General features: G+C 72.6%; 18 protein-coding genes. 8 read left to right on the forward strand and 10 right to left on the reverse strand.

What is annotated here, in order from left to right; genetic code table 11:
- Window positions 1-29: 29 nt before the first annotated feature.
- Complete coding sequence (locus LN042_RS00005; RefSeq protein WP_230047613.1) at window positions 30-458, forward strand: group III truncated hemoglobin; 429 nt, start codon at window positions 30-32, stop codon at window positions 456-458.
- A 22-nt stretch (window positions 459-480) separates the two neighbouring features.
- Here LN042_RS00005 and LN042_RS00010 read toward each other — a convergent pair whose 3' ends face one another.
- From LN042_RS00010 to imuA', 3 genes are read right to left on the reverse strand one after another with little or no spacing between them, the layout of a single operon-like run.
- The gene (locus LN042_RS00010; RefSeq protein WP_230047614.1) at window positions 481-3,792 is read right to left on the reverse strand and encodes an error-prone DNA polymerase; all 3,312 of its coding nucleotides are present in this window, start codon (window positions 3,790-3,792) and stop codon (window positions 481-483) included.
- Window positions 3,793-3,831: 39 nt separating this feature from the next.
- The gene (locus LN042_RS00015) at window positions 3,832-5,625 is read right to left on the reverse strand and encodes a DNA polymerase Y family protein (RefSeq protein WP_230047615.1); all 1,794 of its coding nucleotides are present in this window, start codon (window positions 5,623-5,625) and stop codon (window positions 3,832-3,834) included.
- Between the two features lies 1 nt (window position 5,626).
- Complete coding sequence (gene imuA' / locus LN042_RS00020) at window positions 5,627-6,385, reverse strand: DnaE2-dependent mutagenesis accessory factor ImuA' (RefSeq protein WP_230047616.1); 759 nt, start codon at window positions 6,383-6,385, stop codon at window positions 5,627-5,629.
- Between the two features lie 211 nt (window positions 6,386-6,596).
- Here imuA' and LN042_RS00025 point away from each other — a divergent pair, with 211 nt between their 5' ends.
- The 5 genes from LN042_RS00025 (at window position 6,597) to LN042_RS00045 (ending at window position 10,612) form a co-directional block, all read left to right on the forward strand.
- A complete protein-coding gene (locus LN042_RS00025; RefSeq protein WP_230047617.1) occupies window positions 6,597-7,058 on the forward strand; it encodes an SRPBCC family protein in 462 nt (153 codons plus the stop codon).
- Between the two features lie 701 nt (window positions 7,059-7,759).
- A complete protein-coding gene (locus LN042_RS00030; RefSeq protein ID WP_230047618.1) occupies window positions 7,760-8,296 on the forward strand; it encodes a ricin-type beta-trefoil lectin domain protein in 537 nt (178 codons plus the stop codon).
- Window positions 8,297-8,527: 231 nt separating this feature from the next.
- Window positions 8,528-8,869 (forward strand): metalloregulator ArsR/SmtB family transcription factor, encoded by a 342-nt coding sequence (locus LN042_RS00035; protein ID WP_230047619.1) that lies wholly within the window; start codon window positions 8,528-8,530, stop codon window positions 8,867-8,869.
- Window positions 8,869-9,642, forward strand: coding sequence for a DUF2071 domain-containing protein (locus LN042_RS00040; protein ID WP_230047620.1), 774 nt, complete (start codon window positions 8,869-8,871; stop codon window positions 9,640-9,642). Before LN042_RS00035 ends, LN042_RS00040 begins: the two co-directional genes overlap by 1 nt.
- Before the next feature lie 199 nt (window positions 9,643-9,841).
- Window positions 9,842-10,612, forward strand: coding sequence for a maleylpyruvate isomerase family mycothiol-dependent enzyme (locus tag LN042_RS00045; RefSeq protein WP_230047621.1), 771 nt, complete (start codon window positions 9,842-9,844; stop codon window positions 10,610-10,612).
- An 82-nt stretch (window positions 10,613-10,694) separates the two neighbouring features.
- Here LN042_RS00045 and LN042_RS00050 read toward each other — a convergent pair whose 3' ends face one another.
- The 6 genes from LN042_RS00050 to LN042_RS00075 form a co-directional block, all read right to left on the reverse strand.
- On the reverse strand, window positions 10,695-13,091 hold the full coding sequence (locus LN042_RS00050; RefSeq protein ID WP_230047622.1) for an ATP-binding cassette domain-containing protein: 2,397 nt from the start codon (window positions 13,089-13,091) through the stop codon (window positions 10,695-10,697).
- 150 nt (window positions 13,092-13,241) lie between these two features.
- Window positions 13,242-13,655, reverse strand: a complete 414-nt coding sequence (locus LN042_RS00055; protein WP_230047623.1) for a VOC family protein — start codon at window positions 13,653-13,655, stop codon at window positions 13,242-13,244.
- 187 nt (window positions 13,656-13,842) lie between these two features.
- Window positions 13,843-14,028 carry a hypothetical protein gene (locus LN042_RS00060; RefSeq protein WP_230047624.1) on the reverse strand — a complete coding sequence of 62 codons (186 nt, stop codon included), beginning with the start codon at window positions 14,026-14,028 and terminating at the stop codon, window positions 13,843-13,845.
- Window positions 14,029-14,180: 152 nt separating this feature from the next.
- The gene (locus tag LN042_RS00065) at window positions 14,181-14,516 is read right to left on the reverse strand and encodes a hypothetical protein (RefSeq protein ID WP_230047625.1); all 336 of its coding nucleotides are present in this window, start codon (window positions 14,514-14,516) and stop codon (window positions 14,181-14,183) included.
- Between the two features lie 53 nt (window positions 14,517-14,569).
- A complete protein-coding gene (locus LN042_RS00070; protein WP_230047626.1) occupies window positions 14,570-14,746 on the reverse strand; it encodes a hypothetical protein in 177 nt (58 codons plus the stop codon).
- A 241-nt stretch (window positions 14,747-14,987) separates the two neighbouring features.
- On the reverse strand, window positions 14,988-15,926 hold the full coding sequence (locus tag LN042_RS00075; protein WP_230047627.1) for a hypothetical protein: 939 nt from the start codon (window positions 15,924-15,926) through the stop codon (window positions 14,988-14,990).
- Window positions 15,927-16,520: 594 nt separating this feature from the next.
- On the opposite strand from LN042_RS00075, the gene LN042_RS00080 reads away from it, so the two are divergent.
- Window positions 16,521-17,141, forward strand: a complete 621-nt coding sequence (locus LN042_RS00080; RefSeq protein ID WP_230047628.1) for a LysE family transporter — start codon at window positions 16,521-16,523, stop codon at window positions 17,139-17,141.
- Between the two features lie 223 nt (window positions 17,142-17,364).
- Here LN042_RS00080 and LN042_RS00085 read toward each other — a convergent pair whose 3' ends face one another.
- Window positions 17,365-17,691 (reverse strand): tetratricopeptide repeat protein, encoded by a 327-nt coding sequence (locus LN042_RS00085; RefSeq protein ID WP_230047629.1) that lies wholly within the window; start codon window positions 17,689-17,691, stop codon window positions 17,365-17,367.
- Window positions 17,692-17,905: 214 nt separating this feature from the next.
- On the opposite strand from LN042_RS00085, the gene LN042_RS00090 reads away from it, so the two are divergent.
- Window positions 17,906-18,490, forward strand: a complete 585-nt coding sequence (locus tag LN042_RS00090) for a TetR/AcrR family transcriptional regulator (RefSeq protein WP_230047630.1) — start codon at window positions 17,906-17,908, stop codon at window positions 18,488-18,490.
- Window positions 18,491-18,543 lie beyond the last annotated feature (53 nt).

An 18,543-nucleotide genomic window follows, 5' to 3' on the forward strand; every position in this document is an offset into this window, starting at 1 on the left:
TACGGTGGAGGACGGGAGAGGAGATCTGCATGCGGAGCGACATCACTACTCGGGGTGACCTGGATCTGCTGCTGCGCCGGTTCTACCGGGCCGCCTTCGCCGACCCGCTGATCGGCCCGCACTTCGCGCAGATGGACCTGGAGGCGCACCTCCCGCACATCACCGACTTCTGGGCGAGCTCGCTGCTGCGCAGCGCCGAGTACCGCCGCAATCTTTTCGCCCCGCACGCCGCCCTGCACGCCCGCCGGCCGCTGACCGCCGAGCACTACGGGCGCTGGGTGCAGCTCTGGTCCGCCACCGTGGACGGCCGCCACCAGGGTCCGGTCGCCGAGCGCGCCAAGCAGCAGGCACAGCGGATCGCCGTCAACCTGATCCGCCGCACCAGCGGCGAGGACCCGGCTGTCGGCGGCTCCGGCGGCTTCGTGCCGCTCTCCGCGGTGCTGCTGCGCAGTGCGTGACACGGTCGGCGGGTGGGACTCCTCACGGCACCGCCACCCGCAGCGGTGAGATCCGGGTGGCCACCACGTTGATCGCACCGTGGTTGCGCTCCAGCCGGCCGTGGATCAGCAGGCCGGCCCGGTCCAGCGCGGTGCGGCGATGGGCCTCCCAGACCGGGCGGTTGCAGACCACGTTGATGAGCCCGGTCTCGTCCTCCAGGCTGAGGAAGAGCACCCCGCCCGCCGTGGGCGGGCGTTGCCGGTGCGTGACCAGGCCCCCCACGATGATCTCGCAGCCGTGCGCCAGGCCGGCCAGCTCCCCGGCGGGCACCGCGCCGATGTGCCGCAGTGCGGGGCGGACGTGCTCCACCGGATGCCCGTCGGCCGACGCGCCGGTCGCCCACAGGTCGGCGATGGTCTCCTCCACCGGTGTCATCGGCGGCAGTTGCGGAGCCGTTGCCCCCGGAGCGGTACCGGGCAGCGGATCCGCCTCGCCGGTGACCGCCACCGCGCCCGCTGCCCAGAGTGCCTGACGTCGCGTCAGGCCGAAGCAGCGGAACGCCCCGGCGGTGGCCAGCGCCTCCAGTACCGCCACCGGCAGCCTGGTCCGCTGGGCGAAGTCCGCCAGGTCCCGGTAGGGCCGGCCCGCCGCCACCGCCGAGGCGTGCTCCTCGCCCAGCCCGCGCACCGTGGCCAGCCCCAGCCGGATCGCCGGGGCGTCCCGGGGTCCTTCCAGGGTCGGCTCCGCCGCACTGGCGTTGACGTCCACCGGGTGCACCTTCACGCCGTGCCGGCGGGCGTCGGAGATCAGGCTCAGCGGGGAGTAGAAGCCCATCGGCTGGTTGGCGAGCAGCGCGCAGGTGAAGGCCGCGGGGTAGTGGTACTTCAACCAGGCGCTGGCATACACCAGATGGGCGAAACTGATCGAATGGCTCTCCGGGAAGCCGTAGTTGGAGAACGCCTCGATCTTGCTGAAGATGTCCTCGGCCACCGGCTGCGGGATGCCGCGCTCGGCCATGCCGTCCAGCAGCCGCTGCCGCAACTCGGCCACCCGTTGGTGGGAGCGCTTGGCGCCCATCGCCTGGCGCAGCCGGTCCGCCTCCGCGCCGCTGAACCCCGCGCAGTCGATGGCCAGTTGCATCATCTGCTCCTGGAACAGCGGCACTCCGAGCGTCTTGTCCAGGGCCCGCCTCATCAGCGGGTGCGGGCAGTCGGCCCGCTCCTGGCCGGCCCGGCGGCGCAGGTAGGGGTGCACCGAGCCGCCCTGGATCGGCCCCGGGCGGATCAGTGCGACCTCCACCACCAGGTCGTAGAACTCGCGCGGCTTGAGCCGGGGCAGGGTGGACATCTGGGCCCGCGACTCCACCTGGAAGACCCCGACGGTGTCGGCCCGGCAGAGCATCTCGTAGACGTCCTTGTCGTCCGGTGGGATGCTCGCCAAGTCCCAGCGCTCGCCGTGGTGCCGGGCGACCAGGTCGCAGGTGTCATGGAGCGCGGAGAGCATGCCGAGGCCCAGCAGGTCGATCTTGATCAGCCCGGCGCCGGCCGTGGACTCCTTGTCCCACTGCAGCACCGAGCGGCCCGGCATCCGGGCCCACTCGGTCGGGCAGATCCGCCCGATCGGCTCCCCGGTCAGCACCATGCCGCCCGAGTGGATGCCCAGGTGCCTCGGCAGTCCGTGCAGTTGACGGCCGAGGTCGAGCACGTCGGCCGGGATCACGGCATCCTCGCGCGGCGCGGAGTGGAAGTCCACCTGCCGGGAGAAGGCGTTCACCTGGTCCATCGGATAGCCGAGCACCCGGGCGGCGTCCCGCAGCGCGAGGCGGGGGCGGTAGGTGATCACATTGGCCACCTGGGCGGCGTGCTCGCGCCCGTAGCGCTGGTAGACGTACTGGATCACCTCCTCGCGGCGCCGGTGCTCGATGTCCAGATCGATGTCGGGCGGCCCGTCCCGTTCCATGCTGAGGAACCGCTCGAACAGCAGCCCGTAGTGGATGGGGTCCACCGCGGTGATGCCCAGCGCGTAGCAGACCGCCGAGTTGGCCGCCGAGCCGCGACCCTGGCACCAGATGTCCTCGGCCCGGCAGAACTCCACGATGTCGTGCACGATCAGGAAGTAGCCGGCCAGCTCCAACTCACCGATCACGGCCAGCTCCTTGGCCACCTGGGCATGGGCGGCAGCGTTGTCCGGGGTGAACCGCCGCTCGGCACCGCGCAGGGTCAGCCCGCGCAGATGGCTGAACTCGGTCTCGCCGGGCGGCACCGGGAACGCGGGCAACTGCGGGGCCAGCGCGGCGAATTCGAACGCACAGGCACGGCCGAGCTCCGCCGTGGCCTGCCTCGCGCCCGGGAACCTGGCCAACCGGCGCTCCATCTCGGCCGCCGACCGCAGGTGCGCGGTGCCCGCCGCCCTGGTCCAGCCGGCCGCATCCCGCACCGTGCGGCGGCTCCGCAGCGCGGCCAGCCCCTGGGCGAGCCGCCCCCCGGCCGGACTGGCGTGGTGCACGTTGTTGGAGGCCACCACGGTCAGCCCGGTGCGGTCCGCCAGTCGGGCCAGCGCGTCATTGCGCGGATCGTCGCCCGGCAGTCGGTGGTCGATCAGCTCGACGAAGACGTTCTCCGGACCGAACGCCTCGGCCAGTGACCGGAGTTCGCGCTCGGCTGGATCCGGGCCGCGCTCGGCCAGGGCCCGCTGCACCCGTCCGCTGCGGCAGCCGGTGAGCACCGCCCATTCGCCGCCGTGCGCCTCGGCCAGCTCGGTGAAGGAGTAGTCCGGGCGCCCCTTGTGCCCGCCGGCCAGCTGGGCGGCGGCAATCGCGGCGGAGAGCCGGCGGTAGCCCTCGGGGGAGCGGGCCAGGACCAGCAGGTGCTCGTCGGGCAGTCCGTTGCCGCGGCCGGTGCGCAGGTTCAACTCGGCGCCGAAGACGGTTCGCAGGCCCGTCCCCCGGGCGGCCAGGCCGAGCCGGACCGCGCCGTACAGGCCGTCGTGGTCGGTCACCGCCAAGGTCTCCACGCCCAGTCTGAGTGCCTCTGCGACCAGGGCCTCCGGCTCGTCGGCACCGTCCAGGAAGCTGAAGGCGGAGTGCACGTGCAGCTCGGCCCAGGGCAGCCCGGCGGGCGGCGCGGGCAGGGGCGCCACGGCCGGGGTGTCCGGGTGTGGGGCCTCCACGGCCGGGGTGTCCGGGTGTGGGGCCTCCACGGCCGGGGTGTCCTGGGGTGGGGTCTCCACGGCCGGGGTGTCCCGGGGTTGGGTCTCCGCGGCCGGGCTGTCCGCCGGCGAACCGGTGGCCGCGGGCGTGGTCATCCGGCGCCGCAGCTCACTCCAGGGGAGCCGGTGCTTGCTGTCGAATGCCATGACGGGATCTCTCTCAACTACATACGAAGGATTGGTTGTTCAGGTGTAGGAGCCCTCCACGGCCCAGCCGCCGCCCGCCACCACGAGCAGCAGCGCCCGGCCGTCCGCCAGGGTGACCTGGAACCTGGCCCGCCGCCGGGACAGCTCCGCATCCCACCACTGCTCGACCGCGGGCCACGGCCCCGCCCAGCCGGTGATCGCCAGCAGCCGCCCGTCCAGCAGCAGCCCGGCGGGCGGCGCCGAGACCTCCGCCCGGCCGCTCACCCCCACCGGCTGCCCGGTGGCGTCCAGCACGGCCACCGGCACCGGCACCGGCCAGACCACCCCGGGCGCGGGGTGGCCCAGCCGCCCGGGCCAGGGTGCGTCCCGATCGGCGGCCGGCGCCGGATGCTCCCCCCAGGGCACCCGCACCAGCACCTCGCCGGGGCCGCGCCCGCCGACCCGTTCGACCCGGCTCAGTCCGCCGTAGCCCAGCAGCGCCTGCACCCGGGCCGCGGCCCGCTCCACCCGGTCGGCCACCACGGTCTGTCCCCAGAGCGCGAGTTGCTTGCCCTGGTCGGGCACCAGCTCGTCCGGGACCAGCCGCAGCGCGGTGAAGCCCCCGGCCGTCGGCGCGAAGAACCCCGAGCCCTGCCAGGCCTGCAGCTGCCACCGCACCCGCTCCGCCAGCGCCGGCGCGGAGAGCCGCCCCTCGTGCTGCCAGAGCCGGGCAGCCGAATTGCCATCGGCACACGACACCTCGACCGAGACCCGCCGGCAGGCCAGCCCGGCTGCCGCGAGCCCGCTGTGCAGCTGCTCGGCGAGGGTGCGGCCGACGAAGACCAGCGGTTCGGCCAGCAGCTCCGGCGGATCGAAGCGGTGCTCCACCGCCAGCTCGACCCCGGGTGCGGGTGCCGCCGGGGGACGGGCCTCCAGGCCGCGTGCCAACCGGTGCGCCAACCGGCCGGCCGGGCCGAACCGGTCGGCCACCGTCCCGGCGGGCAGCCGGGCGAAGTCGCCCAGGGTGGGTAGGCCGAGCCGGACCAGCAGCTCCGCCAGTGCCGGGTCCTCCAGCGCGCCGACCGGGTAGGGGGCCAGGAACTCGGCCGTCCGCCCGGCCGGCACCAGCACCCCCGCCCGCGCGGCCAGCACGCCCGCGAAGACCCCGTCCGCGACCCCGACCCGGGGGCCGGGCGGCAGCACGGCGGGTCGCTCCTGGGGTTCAGCTCCTTCCGGACCCTCCGGCAGCGGACCGCCCCAGTCGGTCTCGCGGTCCGCCTCGTCCCGGGTCCGCCGCTCGGCACCCAACTCCGCCAGCGTCCGGCGCACCGAGTCGACCAGCGCCTGCTCCCCGCCGAAGTACCGGGCGGGCCCCTTCACCGGCAGCACGCAGAGCCCGGGCCGCAGCACCTCCACCCGAGGGGTGAACTCGGTGAGCACGGCCACCACGGATTCGAACCGCCGGGTCTCGGCCTCCGGATCCCGCTCGCGCAACCGCAGCTCCGGGCAGAGCCGGTGGGCCAGCCGAAGCCGCTGCCCGCGCCGCACCCCGGCTCGCCGCGCCGCGTTCGAACAGGTCAGCACCCGGCCGTCCTCGACCACCGCGACCAGCGCGTCCGGCCCGGCCAGTCCGCCGGTGGCGATGATCGGCCAGTCCGGGTACCAGACCGCCAGCACCCGCGCGGCGGCCGGGCCCTCGCCGCCGGGGGCCTTGGCACCGCTTGCGCCCTCGGCGCCGTCCGTGCCCCTTTCAACGCGTGCGTCCGCGGCGCCGCCTACGCTCCTGTCGCCGCCTGCGCCCGCGGCGCCGCCCACCCTCCCGTCGCCGCCTGCGCGTTCCTCGACCGCAGCCATCTCACACCGCCGTCAGCCGCCCCCGCCCCACCGCGTCGCCCGGCAGCCCGCGCTCGCCGAACCCCACCCCGACGGCGGCGGGCGCGAGTGCGCCGCCCCGTGCCGTGCCCCGGTGGGAGTCGACCTCGGCCTGCTCGGCCTCGGTCAGCCCCCGCACCACCCCGTGCTCGTCCGGCAGCCACACCCACCCCGACCGCCCGCGCGCCGCCGCCCCGCGACCCTCGACGAGCACCCGCGCCTGCCGCCCCGACAGCAGACCGTGCCCCGCGCCCAGCCCGAACCAGCGGCTGTCCCGCACGCTGAGCCGCAGCTCCGCACCGGGCCACGGACCGGCCACCAGCAGCACACAGCCGCTGCGCCGCAGGACCGCGCCGAGCCGGGCCGCCAGCTGCGACGGCACCAGCCCGGTGCTCGGCCGCAGCAGCAGCACCTCCACGGCGCCGGCCAGCGCCGCCACCACCTCGGGCCACTGCCGCCCCGGCTCGTCGACCAGCAGCAGCCGTCCGGGGTCGATCCCGTACCCGGTGGCGGCCAGCAGCCCCAGCTCGGGCAGCCCGATCGAGGCGCACCACGCGTCGGCCGCGCCCGCACCGCCCGAGGCCAGCGCGAGCAGCAGCCCCGCGTCATCCGCCACCGACACCGCCGCGCCCCGTCGCAGCCCCCGCCCGGGCAGCAGCCGCGCCAGCGCAGCCGGAACCGGCACCGGACCGTCCGCGGACGGAGCCGGCGCCACCCGGGGGAGCAGGACAGGGGTCGCCACAAGGTCAGTATCGAACATCCGTTCGTTCAAAAGCCAGTCAGAATCGAACGAAGGAGCGAGTTTCTTTGGCTACGCTGAGTGATGAAATGGGGACGCCCGGCCGTGACCCACGTCACTGTTCGGCGGTGTCACATTCGCGTACGGCGTCCTGTCCACCTGTCGGGTGCGGTTGTCAGGCCGTACCGCTGGCCGGCCCGGAGAGGGGACGACGATGGAGACCTTGACCGTTCGACGCGTCATCGCGGCACCGATCGCGGAGGTGTTCGACTGGTGCGCCACCACCACCAACTACACCCGCTCCCCGCTCATCCTCAGGGCGCGACTCGCCCGAGCGGGTGCGGGGGCGCCCTACGGGGTGGGCGCGGTCCGGCTGCACACCTGGGCGATCGGCTGGTTCCGCGAGCGGGTCACCAGCTACCACCCGCCGTACGACTTCGACTACACCGTCGAACGCAGCTTCCCGCCGTCCCGGCACGAACTCGGCCGCATGACCTTCACCGAAGTCGCCGGGGGCACCGAAGTCGCGTGGACGACCACCTTCCAGGTCCGTCTCCCGTTCGGCGCGACCATCACCCGCGTGTTCGCCAAGCCCGTCATCGCGCACACCTTCGGCAAGATCCTCGACGCCGCCGACGCGGCACTCACGGTAGGCAGGCCGACTCTGCGCGACTGATCCCTCCCCGGCGGTCCGCCGCCCGCGCCGGCCGGGCTCAGGCCGTGCCGAGCCGGCCCCCGTCACGCGTTCCCTCGACGGGCGGCTCTCGATCACCGACGAGTTGACCGCCCGGCCGTTCCCCGAGGAGGACGAGCGATCTTGCGACGGCACCAGCCGGGGCGGGCTCGCCCGGGCGCCGCACGGCGGTGCTCCGGGCAAGCCGGGACTCAAGCCGGGACTCAAGCCGGGACTCAAGCCGGGACTCAAGCGGGGACTCAAGCCGGGACTCGAGTCGGGACTTGGAGGACGACCGCAGTGCGGAGATCGTCGATGCGGCCGGAGCAGGAGCCGACGGTCGATCTCACCAGGCCGGCCGCCGTGTTGACCGACCGCTGAGGGAACCCGGTGACCGTGGAACCTGTGGCCGTACCCGGGGCTCGACGACCGGGAAGTTGCGAGCGCCGCCCCCGAGCCGCTCGCCTCCCGTTCGCTTTCTCAGCCATCCAGTCACCTTTCCGGCCCGCAGCCGCACCTTCGGTTCGAGCCTCCCGGCGCGGACAGCGCTTCCCTGGCGCGCACACGGGGAACGCGCCGTCGGATCGCCTCACATTCACACGCCCGAGCGAAAGTACGCCATTCGGGGCTTCAGCAATTCGCTGACGGACGATGCTGCTAATCGCAATGCCATTGGGCACGGGCTGGGCGGACACCGCTCGCTCGTGCTCGAACTGCACAACTTCCGCAGCGAGAACGGAAAACGCCTCATGGCCATCGCCTTCCGCAAGACGCTCGCCCTCGCCACGCTGGCGCTGTCGGCTTCCCTCCTGCCCGCCGGTGCGGCCGGCGCCGCCGGCAGTGCCCACGCCGGCAGCCCGCGCACCGTGCGCACCCCGGGCGTCTACTGCCTCGCCAACACCTGGTACACCCCGGACATCTCCTCGAAGCCGTGCAACTCCAGCGACCGCGGCCAGCACTGGACCCTGCAAGGAAACCAGATCTCCCTCACCAACGACCGCGCCTACTGCCTGACCAACACGTGGGGCAGCCCCGACGTGTCGTCGCGGTCGTGCGACGCCGGCAGTCTGGGCCAGTACTGGAGCTTCGCGGGGCAGCGGATCTCGCTCACCTTCGCCTCGGGTTACTGCCTCTCCAACACCTGGCACACCCCGGACATCTCCGTGAAGCCGTGCGACGACCGCGACCCCGGCCAGCGCTGGGTGGTCTTCGGCGACCAGATCAGCCTGGCGCTCGCCTGACATCACCGCCGCCGTCGGGCCCAAGGTCGGTCAGCCGGCCGGGCCCGACGCGTTGGCGTGCCTGTGCTGCGCCTATGCCCGGGCCTGCGTCTGCGCCTGCGCCCGGGCCCGGGCCTGTGCCTGCGCCTGCGCCTGCGCCCGGGCCTGTTTCTGTGCCTGTGTCTGGGCCGGTCGTCGAGTCATCGGAAGCCCGCGTGTTTAGCAACTTAGCTACATGGCTAAATAGTGACCATGACTCAGACGGACAACGAGGCGAGCGTCTTCCGCGCGCTCGCCGACCCGACCAGGCGTCAGATCCTGGAGCACCTCAGGGGCGGTGAGTTGGCGGCCGGGCAGATCGCGTCCCTGTTCACCATCAGCGGGCCCTCCGTCTCCAGACACCTCAAGGTGCTCAAGGAGGCCCGGCTGATCACGGAACGGCGGGACGCCAACCGGATCCTCTACGCACTGGCCGATGACCGGCTGGCGATCTGCGTGGGGCGGTTCCTCAGCGCCGTCTGTCCGGAGCAGATCGTGCTGCGCCACACCCGGTGGCGCACCACACCGGGCACCACGGACCACGAGGAGGTCTGATGCTCCAGCCCACCATGGCCAGCACCGTCGAGCGCCGACTGCTGGTGAACTACCGCGTCGATCCGGCCGTCGCCGCCCGCCTGCTGCCCGCGCCGCTGCGGCCCCAACTGAGCCACGGACATGCCGTCGCCGGCATCTGTCTGATCCGGCTCGCCGCGGTCCGTCCGAGCTGGGCGCCCTGGCGGTTCGGCGCCCGCAGCGAGAACGCCGCCCACCGGTTCGCCGTGGAGTGGGACGGCCCGGCGGGGACCGAGACGGGCGTCTACATACCGCGCCGGGACACCGATTCGCGGCTCAACGCCTGGGCCGGAGGCCGCCTCTTTCCCGGGCCGCACGGCCGCGCCGACTTCCGCACCCGGGACACCGGCGACACCGTCAGCCTGTCCTTCACCACCCGCGACCACGCCCTGCGGGTATCGGTCACCGCCGCCACCACCGCCGAGCTGACCGGCAGTCACCTCTTCGGCGACCTGGCCGAGGCAGCTGCCTTCTTCCGCGCAGGCAGCTGCGGACTCTCCGAGCCCGCCCGCCCCGGTTCCCGCCGCGCCGACCACTTGGACGCCGTCACCCTGCACACCGACGCCTGGGAGATGACGCCCTGCCGGGTGACCGCCGCCGAGTCCTCCTACTTCGACGACCCGGACCGATTCCCGCCCGGCAGTGCGGTGGTGGACTGCGCCCTGCTGATGCGCGACCTGCCGGCGCGCTGGGAACCACGGGCGCCGTTCAGCACCGCGACGCGGGCCGGCGGCGCCGAGTCACCGGTCGGGTAGCGTCAGTGGTGTTCGCGCACTCAGTCGGGCCGCGCGGTCGGCGGCAACTCCCAACGCGGCCACCGGGACCAGAGCGGTTCACCGGTGCCGCCCCCAGTTGAGCAACTGACGGGACATCACCGGTGCCTCTCCGGCGGTGAAGAGCCAATGGGTCACCGCCACGGCGGCCCCTGTCGGTGCTGTCTGCTAGAACGTCACGATGACCCAGACTCCGCCTTTCGAAGAACTCCTCGCCCTGATCGAGGACCGCTCCGCCGCCCTGAGCGAGGCCGTCGCCGCCGCACCCGACCTCGAGGGCCGGGTGCCCAGCTGCCCGGACTGGTCGCTGCGGGACTTGGTCGCGCACCTCGCCAAGGTGCAGCGCTTCTGGGCTGCCACGGTGGCGGCCGGGCCGAGCGACCACCCGCCGGCGGTCGCCGACCTGCCCGCCGCTGAGCCGTCCGCTGCCGGGGCCCCCGCCGCCGAGGCGCTCGCGGAGCTCGCCGCGGCGACCGAGACGCTGGTCAGCGCGCTGCGCAAGGCCGGCCCCGAGGCCGGGTGCTGGGCCTGGTGGGCGGCCAGCGGGGCACCCGTGACGGCGGGCGCGGTGGCTCGTCGCCAGGTCCACGAGGCCGCCGTACACGCCTACGACGCCCAACTGGCCCTCGGCGCCCCGCAGTCGATCCCGGCCGGCATCGCGTTGGACGGCATCGCCGAGTTCGTCGCCGTCATCTACGGCTCCAGTGGCCCCTGGCCGCACGATCCGGTCCGGATCGGCTTGCACGCGGCGGAAGGAACGTCCTGGCCGCTCGAACTCGATTCCGCCGGTGCCCACTTGGTCGACGGTACGACAGCTGTCGAGGCGAGCCTGCGCGGCCCGGCCGGCGAACTGCTGCTCGCGCTGTACGGCCGCCTGCCGTTGGCGGCCGTACAGCGCGAGGGCGATCAGGCCGTCCTCCAGCAGCTGGTGGAGTGGCCGCCCCTCGGCTGACTGGTTCCAGCCCCTCGGCCGACCCCGCCCCTTACGTGCCCCCCGCCCCGCTCCACCCGCCCGAACCCGGACCGCAGCCCGGTCAGGCCTCGACGTACGCCGCCAGGTGCTCGCCGGTGAGGGTGGAGCGGGCGGCGACCAGGTCGCTGGGCGTGCCCTCGAAGACGATCCGACCGCCGTCGTGTCCGGCGCCGGGGCCCAGGTCGATGATCCAGTCGGCGTGCGCCATCACCGCCTGGTGGTGCTCGATCACGATCACCGACTTGCCGGAGTCGACCAACCGGTCGAGCAGGCCGAGCAGTTGCTCGACATCGGCCAGGTGCAGACCGGTGGTCGGCTCGTCCAGCACATAGACGCCGCCCTTCTCCGCCATGTGGGTCGCCAACTTGAGCCGCTGCCGCTCGCCGCCGGAGAGCGTGGTGAGCGGCTGGCCGAGCGTCAGGTAGCCCAGCCCCACATCGGCGAGCCGCTTGAGGATGGCGTGCGCGGCCGGCGTGCGCGCCTCACCGGCGCCGAAGAACGCCTCGGCCTCGTCCACGGACATGCCCAGTACTTCGCTGATGTCGCGACCGCCGAAGTGGTATTCGAGGACCGACGCGTCGAAGCGCTTCCCCTCGCACACCTCGCAGGTGGTGGCGACGCCGGCCATCATCGCCAGGTCGGTGTAGATGACCCCCGCGCCGTTGCAATTCGGGCAGGCACCTTCGGAGTTGGCGCTGAACAGGGCCGGTTTCACGCCGTTGGCCTTCGCGAACGCCTTGCGGATCGGCTCCAGCAGCCCGGTGTACGTCGCCGGGTTGCTGCGCCGCGAACCGCGGATCGCACCCTGGTCGATCGACACCACACCGGAGTCGGCCGCCCCCGACCGCTGCGGCAGCGACCCGTGGATCAGCGAGCTCTTTCCCGAGCCGGCCACCCCGGTGATGACCGTGAGTACCCCCAACGGCACGTCCACGTCGACGTCCTGCAGGTTGTTGGTGCTCGCGCCGCGGATCTCCAGGACGCCGGTGGGCTTGCGCACCGCCTCCTTGAGCGCGGCCCGGTCGCCGAGGTGGCGGCCGGTGATGGTGCCGCTGCCTCGCAGGCCGTCCACCGTCCCCTCGAAGCAGACCGTGCCGCCGTGCGAGCCCGCGCCGGGACCGAGGTCGACCACGTGGTCGGCGATCGCGATCACCTCCGGCTTGTGCTCCACGACCAGCACCGTGTTGCCCTTGTCCCGCAGTCGCAGCAGCAGTTCGTTCATCCGCTGGATGTCGTGCGGGTGCAGGCCCGTGGTGGGTTCGTCGAAGACATAGGTGGTGTCGGTGAGCGAGGAGCCGAGGTGGCGGATCATCTTGACGCGCTGCGCCTCGCCGCCCGACAGCGTGCCCGACGGCCGGTCCAGCGAGAGGTAGCCGAGGCCGATCTCCACGAACGAGTCGAGGGTGTGCTGAAGGGTGGCGAGCAGCGGAGCGACTGACGGCTCGTCAAGTCCTCGGGTCCAGGCAGCCAGATCGCTGATCTGCATCGCACAAGCGTCAGCGATGTTGACCTTGCCGATCCGCGACGACCGGGCCGCCTCACTGAGCCGGGTGCCGTCGCAGTCGGGGCAGGCGGTGAAGGTGACCGCCCGGTCCACGAACGCCCGGATGTGCGGCTGCATCGACTCCCTGTCCTTGGCCAGCATGGACTTCCGGATGCGGGGCACCAGACCCTCGTAGGTCATGTTGATGCCCGCGATCTTCATCCGGACCGGCTCGTGGTGCAGGAAGTCGTGCAACTCCTTCTTGGTGTACTTGCGGATCGGCTTCTCCGGGTCGACGAAGCCCGACTCGCTGTACAGCCGGTAGTTCCAACCGCCCGACGTGTAACCGGGAACGGTGAGCGCACCTTCGGCGAGCGACTTGGCAGCGTCGTACAGCTGGGTCAGGTCGAGATCGGAGACCGAGCCCCGGCCCTCGCAGCGCGGACACATGCCGCCGGTGATGCTGAAGCTGCGCCGCTCCTTCACGGTCTTGCCGCCGCGCTCCACGGTGACTGCGCCCGCGCCACTGATCGAGGGGACGTTGAAGGAGAACGCCTTGGGCGAGCCGATGTGCGGCTTGCCGAGCCGACTGAACAGGATGCGCAGCAGCGCGTTGGCGTCGGTGGCCGTGCCGACCGTGGAGCGCGGGTCGCCGCCCATCCGCTGCTGGTCGACCGTGATCGCCGTGGTCAGCCCTTCGAGGACGTCGACCTCCGGTCGGGCGAGCGTCGGCATGAACCCCTGGACGAAGGCGCTGTACGTCTCGTTGATCAGGCGCTGCGACTCCGCCGCGATGGTGTCGAACACCAGCGAGCTCTTGCCCGAGCCGGACACCCCGGTGAACACCGTCAGCCGTCGCTTGGGGATCTCGATGCTGACGTCCCTGAGGTTGTTCACGCGGGCACCGTGCACGCGGATCAGGTCGTGGCTGTCGGCAGCGTGCCGCGCGGGCGCCTGCTGAGGGGCCTTGCTCATCGGTTTCCTCCATGCGGTGGGGGCCGCCGCAGCGGCCCCCGTGGGATTCGATCGCCTGGTTCTTCGGAGCCTGCGACGCTTCGATCGCCTGGTCGGTGCAGCCTACGACGCACAGAGCGCCTGGCGCGTGCGGCCCACGAGGCGGCGGACTCAGCGCATCTCGTTGAAGCGGACCAGGTTGCCCGCCGGGTCCCGGAACGCGCAGTCCCGGACACCGTAGGGCTGGTCGGTCGGCTCCTGCGCGACCTCGGCGCCGTTGGCCTTGACCTTGGCGAAGACTCCGTCGAGGTCGCTGGTGGCGAGCGTCAGGCGGGCATAGGTGCCCTTGGCCATCATCTCGGCGACGACGCGGTGCTCCTCCTCGGTGTAGCCGGGCCCGGCCAGCGGCGGTTCCAGCACGATGGAGGTGCCGGGCTGGTTGGCCGGGCCGACGGTGATCCAGCGCATCGTGCCGTTGCCGACGTCGTTGCGCACCTCGAAGCCGAGGATGTCGCGGTAGAAGGCGAGCGAGGCCTCGGGGTCGGTGTGGGGGAGGAAGGTCCAGTGAATGGTGATGTCGTTCATGGAACCGAGGCTAGGCGGGAGCCTCGGGCCGGGGCTTCTCCAAAACTGATCGGTCTTGACCGGACAGGGTGCCGGCTCATGGCTACCGTGCGGAGGCGGCGCGCCGTGCGGTGAGCGCAGCCGCCCCGGCAGCCGCCCGAGGGGCAGCAAGGGGGCTCAAGTCGCTTGCGACGAAGACTTCGCGGCCTCACCGACACACCCAACCCGCGTACGTGTGCCGTTCACCCGACGGCGTCTCGACCACCAGGGCTCGTGATTCCGTCCAGAAGCGGCAGCCGGCACCGACGAAGACGGGGTGTTCCAGGTGGAACCAGTTGACGCGGTCGACCAGCAACGACCGTGGTGCGATCGGGCGTTCTCCGTCGAAGTCCATGCGTTCATGGTGGCACGGCCGTCCGCCCTGCCCCCTCTCGGCCCGTCGCGACCCTCTCGGCCCGGGACTGCCTCGAAGATGTCCTCCAGTGGCCGGACGACGGACCGCGCACGTGGGCCGGCGGGGCGTTGCCACGTGCGCGGGAGCAGCGGTCAGGCGATCTTCTGGCAGTCCGACCCGTTGACCACCTCAAGGCCGTCGGCCCAGCCGGTCCGGCAGTGGTAGGCGGAGCCGACGAGGGCGGGGCGGATGGTGAAGTCGGACAGTGGCCCGACCTTCTGGGGGGTGCAGCCTCGGCCGTACACGTCGGGCAGCTTCTTGTCGTCGATGTAGGCGCAGGTGAAGACCTCGCCGGCGCGCACCGTGGGTGCGCTTCGCCCGGCGGCGTGTGCGGTCGCGGCTGCCGGGGCGGCGGCCAGCAGGGCCGCGACGGAGCCGGCCGCCAGGGCCAGGACGGCCTTCGCGCAGGCCCGACGTGTTGTGGTCATGCAGGGTTCTCCTTGCGGGGTGGGCGTCACCGTGGGCCGGGTGGACGAACGTGCTACTTCAGGCAGCCGAGGATCCCGTTGGGAATCGCCGCCGGATTGGTGAGGCCGCCGGTGGCGTCCTGCATCACGCAGCGGGCCGCGGCACCCGGGTCGGTGATGGCGCCGGCCGGTGTGACCGCGAGCCCGACGAGTGCGATGGCTCCCAGGAGAGCGGCGGCGATGCGGCGCATGAACGGCACCTTTCGGCAGAGGCGGTTGGTGTGCGACGTATTCCCGCTCGCCCCGGTTCCGCATGCACCATGTCACCCGTTCGGACCGCGGCCTGGCTGCCGTTTGCAGTGAGCTTGCAGTGAGCTTGGAGTGAACTCCGGTGGAGCTGAACTCGGGAGTCGCCCCACCCGGCTGAGTAAGGACAAGGCTGTCTTGGCAGAAAGGACCTGACGGGCCGTCGAGGGATCCGCTTCTGCGGGGCTACTCGCCCCAGGCGGTCTCCGAGCCGGTGAAACTGCCGAACCCCCCGGTTTTGTCCACCCAGACCCAGGTCTCGCCCTGGGAACCGCTGCCGGCCCCCTTGCAGACCTGGGGTGGGCAGGACTCCCGCTGGCGGACCCTGACGGCCTCGGCGGCGCTGCTGACGCTGCCGGCGCCCGGGGCCCCGGGGGTGCCGGGCGCGTTGCCGGGTAGCTGGAGGTTGCGAGTGATGGTGATGGTCCAGGCCTTCTCGACGGCAGGGCAGGGGAGTTGGAGCATGGCCGTGCCGGCGTAGTCGGCGTTGGGCGAGTCGTCGGCGATCGTGTAGGTCAGGGTGGTGTCGGGTGTGGCGGCGGTGCAGCTGTACGTGCCGCCGACGGTGCGGGTGCCATCGGCGTTGTTGACGACGGGATCGGCGCGCAGCGTGCGCGGCTCGACGAACAGAGTCGCCTCGTCGGTCGCCTCCTCGCCGGTGGCCTGGTCGATGGTCAGCGTGGCGTGCGCTTCGACCGAGGAGCTCTTGGTGAAGGCGGTGGAACCCGGGTCGGGATACGCCACGGCCGTGAACGGAGCACCGCCCCCGTCGCACGGAGCGGTCATGGCGGTGCTGCCGTGGGCGCCGTTGGCCGAGGTGAAGTCGACGCGCAGCTGGGCCTGTTGGATCCCCGAGTCGTCCCAGCAGCTGTAGTTTCCGCTGATGGCCACCGAACCGTCGGAGTTGAGGGTGGCGGTGGCCAGGTTGAACCACACGTCCAGCGCGCCCTTGTCGCCGGCAGGGAGGTGCGAGGTGGTGGCGACCGGTGTCAGCCCCCGGACGGAGCTTGGCGGCAGCGCGGCCTGATGGGCAGCGGGTTCGGTGGCCTGGGCGGTGCCGGCCACCTGGATGGCCGCCAGGACGGTGGCGGTTGCCAAGGTGGTGCGGGCGGGGATGATGCGCACGGGTGCCTCGCTGAGCGGCCGGATACGGGGACGATCCGGCGGTGGGGAGACGCCGCCGGACCGAATGACACGCATACGGATTGATAGCAGACCCGCCGGATTCCGACTTGCGTCCGACTTGTATGACTATTTCGTGTCAGCGGCCGGACAGCCCGCCGCCCGCACTGACGTGGCGCCGCGGGCTTCGAGTCCGGCCAGGTTCGCCAGGGGCCTGGGCACGAGGTCGGGATGGTCGGTGGCCGACGCCCGCCGAGAGGCGCCGTGGGAGGCGTCGGGGGGCGCGGCGCGGTCACCATCCCTCCGCGCGTTCGACGTCCTCGGCAGGAAGGGCTCGGGCCGCCTTCTCCTGCAACCCCCGGATCACCCAACGGACGAGGACTGCATGGCGGTCTTCTCAGGAGACGGCAGCGATCGGTCGGTTGACTGCCGTGGCCGCCTGCGGGAAAAGCCGGTGCGCGGGGTGGGGCAGGCCCGGCAGACTGCCCGCATGTGCTCCACCCGCACCCTCGCAGTCCATCCCACCGCCGGCGGAACGGCCGGGTCGGAGCGACAGCGCGGTGGCCGCCGGCCCGGACCGCACGAGCCGCCGCTCGCATGAACGCCGCGGTACTCGCCGGCCTGCTGGCCGGATACGGGATCGCGGTACCGGTGGGTGCCATCGGAGTGCTGTTGCTGGGGCTGTCTGCCCGCCGGGGCTGGCGGGTCGGAGCGGGTGCCGCGCTCGGCGTGGCGACGGCCGACGGGGTGTACGCGGCGGTCGCGGTGCTGGGCGGCCACAGCGCCGCGAAGTTCCTGGCGCCGGCCTCGACTCCGCTGCGCTGGGCGGCCGGTGTGGTGCTGCTCGCAATCGCGGTGCGGACCGCGCTGACCGCACCGAAAGCACGAGGTGGTGCGGTAGCCGACAACGGCCCGCAGGTGGTGGCCGGTACGGCTGCCCGCGCCTATGCCGCCCTGGTCGGCCTGACCCTGCTCAACCCGGCGACGATGATCTACTTCATCGCGCTGGTGCTCGGCGGCAGTGCGCAGCGTCGGGCGGGGCCGGTCTTCGTCCTCGCCGCGTTCCTGGCCTCGGCCTCCTGGCAGTTGCTGCTCGCTGCGGGCGGTGCCTTGCTCGGGCGCGTGCTGACGGGTGAACGGGGCCGCCTGGTGACGGCGTTGGTGGCGAGCGCGCTGATCTCGACGCTGGCGGTGCGCAGCCTGCCGGTCTTTCGATGACCGCTGTCCAGCGGCCCGGGCGAGGCCGATGCCCTGACTCGCGGCGGCGACCAGGACGCCGAGTTGGAAGGCGCCCGCCCAGTTGCCGTCCCGCGCTCCCGAGTGCGACGGGTGGTGGGTCATGGCGGCACCGACTGCCCGGGCTCGCCGGTTGTTTCGGCACGGCAGGAGCCGCCCGCCCGCGTGGGGGTGCGGGCGGGCGGCGGTCCGGTGGGCGTGGTCGTCAGGCGAACGCGTCGGTCATCGCGGCGGCCAGGCGCAGGTGCGGGCGGGCCTCGTCGTTGCGGCCCTGGCGCTCCAGGGTGCGGCCGAGCATCAGGTGCGCGTAGCTCTCGGTGGGATCCTGCGCCAGGATCAGCCGCAGCTCGGCGGCGGCCCGGTTCAGCTGCGCCGAGTGGTAGTAGCTGCGGGCCAGCAGCAGCCGGGCGGCGAGCTGCTCGGGCTCGGCCTCGACCAGCGGCTGCAGGATCCGGGCGGCGTCAGCGTAGGCCTTCGAGTCGAAGAACAGCTGGGCCCGGGTGTACTCCTCGGCGGGCGAGCGGGTGATCACGGTGAGGACTCCTTCAGGTGCTCCCGATGTGCCGACCCGGACAACAACTCGTGAAGATTCAACTATTCCGCGGTCACTATCGCGCCTGCGACGCGGTGCTGTCCAGACCTCTGTCCGGATCCTCATCGAGGTGTCCTGGGGTGGATGCTGCTGGTCACCCATGGGGGCGACGAGTGACTGGACCACTGTACCTACTGGTATGTACAGTACTCGCATGAACACCAGCGACCGGCTCATCGAGAGCACCCAGGAGCTCCTCTGGGAGCGGGGCTACGTCGGCACCAGCCCGCGGGCCATCCAGCAGCGGGCGGGCGTCGGACAAGGCAGCATGTACCACCACTTCCAGGGCAAGCCCGACCTCGCCGCGGCCGCGCTGCGGCGCAGCGGCGAGCAGATGCGGGCACTGGCCGAACAGCAGCTGGGCGGGCCCGGCGGTGCCTACCAGCGGATCGAGAACTACCTGCTGCGGGAGCGCGAGGTGCTGCGCGGCTGCCGGATCGGGCGGATGGCGCAGGATCCGGACGTGGTGGCCGACGCCGAGCTGCGGGCGCCGGTGCGGGAGACCTTCGACTGGCTCACCGGCCGACTGGCGGAGGTGATCGAGGAGGGGCGCCGGGCCGGGGAGCTGCGCCCGGGAGCCCCGGCGGCGGAGCTGGCGCAGGCACTGGTCGCGGTGCTCCAAGGTGGCTATGTGCTGGCCCGGTCGGCGGAGTCCGAGGAGCCGTTCCACCAGGCGGTGCGCGGCGCGCTGGCGCTGCTCAAGAGCCAGCTGTCTGAAGCCGACCGGCGACTGGTCTGAAGCCGATCAGTAACCGGGCTGAAGCCGACCGGCAACCGGTCCGAAGTCGATCG

The organism is Kitasatospora humi (assembly GCF_020907985.1).
Taxonomy (GTDB): Bacteria; Actinomycetota; Actinomycetes; order Streptomycetales; family Streptomycetaceae; genus Kitasatospora; species Kitasatospora humi.